The organism is Streptomyces sp. NPDC043812, assembly GCF_056436245.1.
In genome coordinates this window covers 183,854-190,046 of record NZ_JBWKCY010000018.1, presented here as the reverse complement: position 1 = coordinate 190,046, position 6,193 = coordinate 183,854, and the positions used below count along the sequence as shown (strand labels likewise).

The 6,193-nt window shown below is 69.8% G+C and carries 4 protein-coding genes; 2 read left to right on the top strand and 2 right to left on the bottom strand.

The features are described from left to right. Positions 1–3,768, top strand: a 3,768-nt coding sequence (locus AC067Z_RS26035) for an RHS repeat-associated core domain-containing protein (RefSeq protein ID WP_478792012.1), incomplete at its 5' end; no start/stop codon positions are given. Positions 3,769–3,863: 95 nt separating this feature from the next. Beyond that, a complete protein-coding gene (locus AC067Z_RS26030) occupies positions 3,864–4,355 on the top strand; it encodes a hypothetical protein (protein WP_478792011.1) in 492 nt (163 codons plus the stop codon). Between the two features lie 196 nt (positions 4,356–4,551). On the opposite strand, the gene AC067Z_RS26025 is transcribed toward AC067Z_RS26030, so the two are convergent. Together AC067Z_RS26025 and AC067Z_RS26020 are read right to left on the bottom strand one after the other, a co-directional pair. Further along, positions 4,552–5,517 carry a nucleotidyl transferase AbiEii/AbiGii toxin family protein gene (locus AC067Z_RS26025; protein WP_478792010.1) on the bottom strand — a complete coding sequence of 322 codons (966 nt, stop codon included), beginning with the start codon at positions 5,515–5,517 and terminating at the stop codon, positions 4,552–4,554. Next, positions 5,514–6,128, bottom strand: coding sequence for a hypothetical protein (locus tag AC067Z_RS26020; RefSeq protein ID WP_478792009.1), 615 nt, complete (start codon positions 6,126–6,128; stop codon positions 5,514–5,516). Before AC067Z_RS26020 ends, AC067Z_RS26025 begins: the two co-directional genes overlap by 4 nt. Between the last annotated feature and the right edge of the window lie 65 nt (positions 6,129–6,193).

Below are 6,193 nucleotides of genomic sequence, written 5' to 3'. Positions count from 1 at the left end.
AGGGGCGGCTCCAAGACCCACAAGGACACCGACGGCGACGTCCGCGACCGCGTCAAGAACATCCTCACCAAGGACGGCAAGGACGACGACGGCCTCGACGGGCGCCGCGGTTCATCGGGTCCGCAGCGGGGGCGTCCCCGTTCCATGCGCGAAGCACTGGAGCGAGCCCGCGAGGTGGCGATGTCTCTTCTCAGCCGGAGGTGCAAGACCGACCCGGTGGACGTGGCCACCGGAGAGATGGTCATGACCCAGACGGACCTGGTGCTGCCGGGCATCCTGTCGCTGGTACTGCGGCGTACGCACATATCCAGCTACCGCTTCGGCCATTGCTACGGCAGCAGTTGGGCATCCACGTTCGACGAGCGCCTGGAGATGACCGGTGCAGGCGCCGCCTGGGCGCGGGAGGACGGCTCCGTCCTGTTCTATTCGGCTCTGCCGGCCGAGGGCGGTGAGGAGATGCTGCCGCTGGAGGGTGATCGGCTGCCGCTCGTCTTCGTCGAGCGGGGGGTCCTCGGCGATGTCACGTACGCGGTCACCGACCCGCGTTCGGGACTCACCCGACGCTTCACAGGCAACCCGTATCGCACGGGTCTGTACTGGCTGAGCGAGATCGAGGACCGCAACGGCAACGCCTACCGGATCAGCCGCACCGAGGACGGCCTGCCGGCCGTCGTGAGCCACGACGCCGGCTACCGAGTGCGCGTCGGCACCGATCCCGAGCGCGCAGTGGTCACCTCCTTGGACGTGCAGACCCCTGAAGGGCCGGTGCGCGTCGCCTCCTTCGGGTACGACACCGAGCGGAACCTGGAGTCGGTCGCGGGCTCGTCCGGTGTCCCCCTGCGATTCACCTACGACGAGCACCGACGGGTCACGTCGTGGACGGACCGCAACGGCCACACGTACACCTACGTCTACGACACCGGGGGCCGGGTGGTGGAGACGATCGGCCCCGACGGGGCGCTCTCCTCGCGCTTCTCCTACGACATCGAGGCCCGCGTCACCCGGTTCACCGACTCCACGGGTGCGGTGACCGTCACCTGGTTCAACAGCCTCGGCCAGACCGTCGCCGAGACCGACGCCCGCGGCAACACCGTGCTGTTCACCTGGGACCGCTACGACAATCCGCTCTCCCGCACCGACGAACTCGGCAACACCGCCGAGTTCGGCTACGACGAGCGCGGCGACCTGGTCACGATGCTCCTGCCCGACGGGCGCCGCGCGTCCGCCGCCTACGACGAGCGGCATCTGCCCGTGTCAGTCACGGGCCCGGACGGGGCTGTTTGGCGGCAGACCTTCGACGACCGGGGGAACAGGCTGGCGGTGACAGCCCCGGACGGCACGTCGACCAGCTACACCTACGACGCGACGGGCGCCCCCGCCACGGTCACCTTCCCCAACGGCCTGACGGAACGGCGGGTCAACGATCCCGCGGGGCTCACCCTGTCGGCCACGGATTCCCAGGGCGCCACGTACACCCTCACCCGGGACGCCTTCGGGCGGCCTCGCGAGTCGGCCGACGCGGCCGGTTCCGTCACCCGGCTGGAGTGGACGCCGGACGGTCGGCTGTCCCGGCGCACGGCCCCGGACGGCACGACGGAGTCGTGGACCTGGGACGAGGAGGGCAACTGCCTCTCGCACACCAATACCCTGGGCAGCACCGTCCGGTTCGAGTACACCTGGTTCGATCTGCTGGCCGCACGTACCGGTGTGGACGGGGCGCGCTACGAGTTCACGTACGACACCGAACTGCGGGTCACGGGGGTCCGCAACCCCCAGGGCAGGACATGGGCCTATGCCTACGGCCCGACCGGACTGTCGACGTCGGAGACGGACTTCGACGGCCGCACCACGTGCTACGAGCACGACGCGGCCGGGCGGCTCGTCGCCCGCGTCAGCCCGTCCGGCCACCGCGTCACCATGGCCTACGACGCCCTCGGCAATCTGCGGGAGAAGGACGCCGCCGGGACGGTCACCCGATTCACCTACGACGCCGCCGACCGGCTGACCCGGGCCGAGACACCGACGTCCACCCTCACCCTGGAGCGCGACGCGACGGGCCGCCTGCTGGCGGAGACCGTGGACGGACGGACCATGCGGTTCGGCTACGACGCTCACGGCGAGCTGATCTCGCGGACCACACCCACCGGGGCCGTCTCGTCGTACGCGTACGACGCGGGCGGCAACCGGACTCGCGTCGCGGTGGGCGGCCACGCCATCGACTTCACCCGCGACGTACTGGGCCGCGAGCTGACTCGCACTTTCGGGCCCGCCGCCTCTCCGGTGGCGCTCGCCTCCACCTGGGACACCATCGGCCGTCTGACGTCCCAGACGGTTTCCACGGACCGGCGCACTGTCCGCTCCCGGGCCTTCGGCTACCGCGCCGACGGGCTGCTCACTTCGGCGACCGACGAGCTCAACGGCCTGACCACCCGGTTCGACCTCGACCCGCTGGGGCGGCCGCTCGGGGTGAGTGTGGACGACTGGTCGGAGCAGTACAGCTACGACGCCACCGGGAACCAGACCGGCGCCCAGTGGCCCGACCGGGCCCGCCACACGGAGAGCCGCGGGGAGCGGGTGTACGACGGAACGCGTCTGGTCTCCGCCGGCGGGCTGCGCTACGAGTACGACGACGCCGGCCGCGTCGTACTGCGTCAGAAGAAGCGCCTGTCCCACAAGCCCGACACCTGGCACTACACCTGGGACGCCGAGGACCGACTCACCTCCTGCACCACCCCGGACGGAACGGTCTGGCGCTACACCTACGACCCCTTCGGCCGTCGTACCGCCAAACACCGCATGGCCGCCGACGGGACCACGGTCGCGGCCACGGTCCTCTTCTCCTGGGAGGACACCCGGCTGGCCGAGCAGACCGACACCGCGTCCGGCGTCACCCTGACCTGGGACCACGAGGGCTACCGCCCCCTGTCCCAGTTGGAGCGCCGCACCGTCGACGACGCCCAACAGGACGAGATCGACAGCCGTTTCTTCGCCATCGTCACCGACCTGGTCGGCACGCCCACCGAACTCGTCGACGAACAGGGCGGGATCGCCTGGTACAACCGCTCCACCGTCTGGGGGCTCACGGCCTGGAACCGCGACGCCGCCGCCTACACCCCGCTGCGCTTCCCGGGCCAGTACGACGACCCGGAGACCGGTCTCCACTACAACGTCCACCGGCACTACGACCCGGAGACGGCCCGCTATGTGTCGTCCGACCCTCTGGGGCTCGCCCCCGCCGCCAATCCGGCCGCCTATGTCACCAATCCGTACACCTGGATGGATCCCGAGGGGCTGATCGCCAAGGGGTGTACCGAGAAGGGCGGTTGGTACGGCGGCCTGCTCCCGGCCAACGAGAAGGCGGACGGGTCGCGGTTCCCCGACTCGATGGAGGTCAACCACATTCCGCCCAAGGCGGCCTGGAAGCAGGTCATCGAGCCGGGCTTCTACATCGCGAACAAGCCGCACAAGAAGCAGAAGGTCAACAACGGCCCGGCCATTCGCATGGAGCGTGCCGACCACAAGAAGCTGAACAGCACCGACAACGACCTGGTGGCCCAGGCATGGCATCAGTGGCAGCGCGAACTGATCAGCCAGGGCAGGCTCACCGAGGCGATGCGGATGGACATCGATGACATCAAGCACAAGTTCCCCGGAAAGTACGACGACCACATCCGGGAGATGGTGGAGAGCCTGAAGGACAACAAGAACTTTCAGGCGCTGCTCACCAAGAAGGGCTGGACGATCGACGAGGCCGAGCTGCTGCGATGAGGAATCCGCTGCGATTCGTACCGCCCCGGGGATAGGGATACGGGGGATGGGATGCGGCAGAGTAGGCGGTGTCACGTGTCGGACGGTCGGAAGGGATGGCGATGATTCTGGAGCTGCTGCCGGAGGTGGGAGTTGCCACGCTCAGGCTCGGCATGTCGGCCGACGAGGCGGTCGGGGCCGCGCGCGAACTGGGCTTCGCCCCGTCCGACCCGGACTACGGCGACGCGCCGGGGCAGGTGCTCTGCGAGCACGGGGGGTCCCTGACGGAGTTCAATCTCGGCTTCACCAAGGGCGCGCTGACCGACATCCATGTGTACCGGTTCCGCATCGAGGACGCGGATGTGACGGTCGCCCTCGACGGGCTCGACGTCTTCCGCACTCCCAGCGAAGAGCTGCTGGAGCGCCTGGAGGAACGGGGCCACACGGTCGAGCAGAACGACGACGGAGTGGACACCCTTCCCGACCTCAAGGTGATCCTGTCGAACGAGAGCAGTTTCGAGTACCCGATGGACGAGGAGGGGGACCCGATCTACTTCGACTACGCCCTCGTCACCTCGGTGGACTTCCGGGGGCCGCGCGGAGACTGACTCCGGCGGCCGTCGACCGGGCCGGTCGTCCTCGGGCCCCTCGCACTCGGCCGGGGACGACCGTGAACGTCGTGCCCGGAAGACCTGCCGCGACGCGGTAGGCGCGGGCGGTTCGTGTTCCGGAGCGCTCCTCGCGGCCGGCCGCGGAACAGGAGGTCGACGGCGCCTTGTTCCGCGCCGGGCCGAGCCGCCGGGGTTACCGCTCAGCCGCGAAGGTCGGGGCGAGTGCCGTCAGCAGCCGCCCGGCGTACTCCTGTTCGTCGTCCGCGAACTGCGGGTAGTCGGCGATGAAGTGGTCCCACTCCACGTAACCGAGAGCCTCCTCGACGTCGGCGAAAAGGATCTCCTCCCGGTCCGTGTACGGCCATTCGCCGGACAGCCTGAACACCTCGTGCAGCAGGTCGTACGACAGCGGGTGCGACTCGGCCAGCAGGACCGCGTCGTGGAGATCCTTGCCCTGTACGTACATGTCGTTGACCAGCCATTGCACCTTCCAGGCCAGGGACAGACCCGGGCTCGCCGCCTGCACCTCCTCACCGGCGACCACGGCCCGCACCGGTTGCTCGGGCAGCCTCTCGTTGAAGACGAAGTCGAGCTGCACCTGGCCGCCGGGCATTCCCGGCACCCGCCACGGCAGCACCATCCGGCGGCCGGGCACCCGGTCGTACGTCCAGATGTACTCGGACTCGGCACCGCTCGCGTCGATCGTCGGCGCTCCGCCGCGCTCCTCGGCCGTGCGCTGCGCCGCCGAAGCGATCTCGTCGAGCATCGTGCCCGTGCGCTCCTCGTCGAGGGCCCAGTCCGCCGGAACCACCACGTAGTCCAGATCCTTCGGCTCACGGGCCTTCGGCCCGAACCACCCGGCCATCAGCATGCTGCCGCGCAGCACGAGGGAATCCGCCCACCGCGAGCGGGCCACGGCAACGGCAACGGTCTCCAGGGCGTTGCGCCGTGCGGCCTGCCAGGCATCCGACCCGGCGGTGTCCAGGGGCCTGTAAGCCGCGTCGAAATGCTTGAGCGCCGGGTCGAACACCCTGTGACGCGCGCCCTCTTGGCCGATGCCCGCATGCAGCGTGCGCGGCAGGCGCATACGCCGGCGCTCGCGCTCCGCGGACGGCTCGTCGGGCCCGCCGGGAAGCCGCGCCATCGATGCCTCGTTCACTGCCCCGACCTCTCCTCGATCCAGCCGTCGTCCACCGACAGATCACTGTCGTACAGCACGAACTCCCGTTCCTGCGAAAGGATTTCGTACCGCTGAGCCCGCAGGTCCGCGGCCAGCGCGTCGCACACCGCGCCTGCCTCCCCGGCCGACACCCCACGGCACCGCTGCGTCACGAACCGCTCGTGGCGGCCCCCCGCCGCCACCCGTCGGGCGTTCCACGACAGATGCGCCCCGTGCCGGACCGCCAGCGCCGTCAGCGCCTCCCGGTCGAACTCCTCGTCCAGCAGCAGCTTCAGATGGTGCTCGAAGTACCCGCCGGAGGCGGCGGACCGGACCGCCGGGGACCACGGCGTCGTCTCGATCTTCACCCGCACCGGATCGAAGCCCGCCGCCCTGAGCCGCCCCACCAGCCGCTCGGCGGAGGCCCGTTGCTCCGCGACGCCGTCCGCGCCCTTCAGCGTCAGCATCGGCTGCGACAGCATCCGGCCCCGCGCCAGTTCGATGAGTGTCACCTTCAGCCCGGCCGCCCGCGCCCATGCGTCCAACCGCTCCACGCCGCCGTCCGGGCAGCGAACGGTCACATGGGTCTCGTACTCACAGCTCTTGTGCACCGGCAGATGCTCCCAGACCCCCGCAGGACAGGCATCCGAGTAACCGACCGGTCACGCACGGGTCT

What these genes read in the sequence shown, in the direction of transcription:
- AC067Z_RS26030 (WP_478792011.1), top strand. Translation starts at nt 3,864, where the DNA reads ATGGCGATGATTCTGGAGCTGCTGCCGGAGGTGGGAGTTGCCACGCTC.